The following is a 592-nucleotide window of genomic DNA, read 5'->3' as shown; positions in this document are numbered from 1 at the left end:
CGCATAGATCGAACAGCGCGCGCCCCCCACCCAAAGAGCCGGTGAACCCCACCGCCTTGATCAAAGGATGCTGCACAAGCGCGGTGCCAACATCGCGTTTGCCGCCCTGGATCAGGCTGAACACACCCTTATGCAGGCCGCATTTCTCTACCGCGGCCGCAACCGCCTGCGCCACGATTTCGCCAGTGCCGGGATGGGCCGAATGGCCCTTCACCACCACCGGGCAGCCCGCCGCCAGCGCCGCCGCCGTATCCCCGCCCGCCGTGGAAAACGCCAGTGGAAAATTCGACGCGCCAAACACCGCCACCGGCCCGATCGGGCGCTGCATCATACGCAGATCGGGGCGCGGCAGCGGCGCACGATCGGGCAGCGCGCTGTCATAGCGCCGGTCCAGATAATCGCCGCTGCGGATATGGTTGGCGAACAGCCGCAGCTGGCCCGTGGTGCGGCCGCGCTCACCGTTCAGCCGCGCCTCTGGCAGGCCGGTTTCCTGACAACCGATTTCGGTGATCTGGGCGGCGCGCGCCTCGATCTCATCCGCGATTGTGTCAAGAAAATCAGCGCGTTCCTCCCGGCTGCTATAGCCATAGCT

1 protein-coding gene is annotated in these 592 nt (G+C 66.4%); it reads right to left on the bottom strand.

Annotated features, from left to right (window positions below):
* On the bottom strand, positions 1 to 592 hold a 592-nt coding region (locus BFP70_RS19795; RefSeq protein WP_141693294.1), incomplete at both ends, for an aldehyde dehydrogenase family protein.

Source organism: Thioclava sp. SK-1, assembly GCF_001705665.1.
Taxonomy (GTDB): domain Bacteria; phylum Pseudomonadota; class Alphaproteobacteria; order Rhodobacterales; family Rhodobacteraceae; genus Thioclava.
This window is presented reverse-complemented; position numbering and strand designations above follow the sequence as displayed.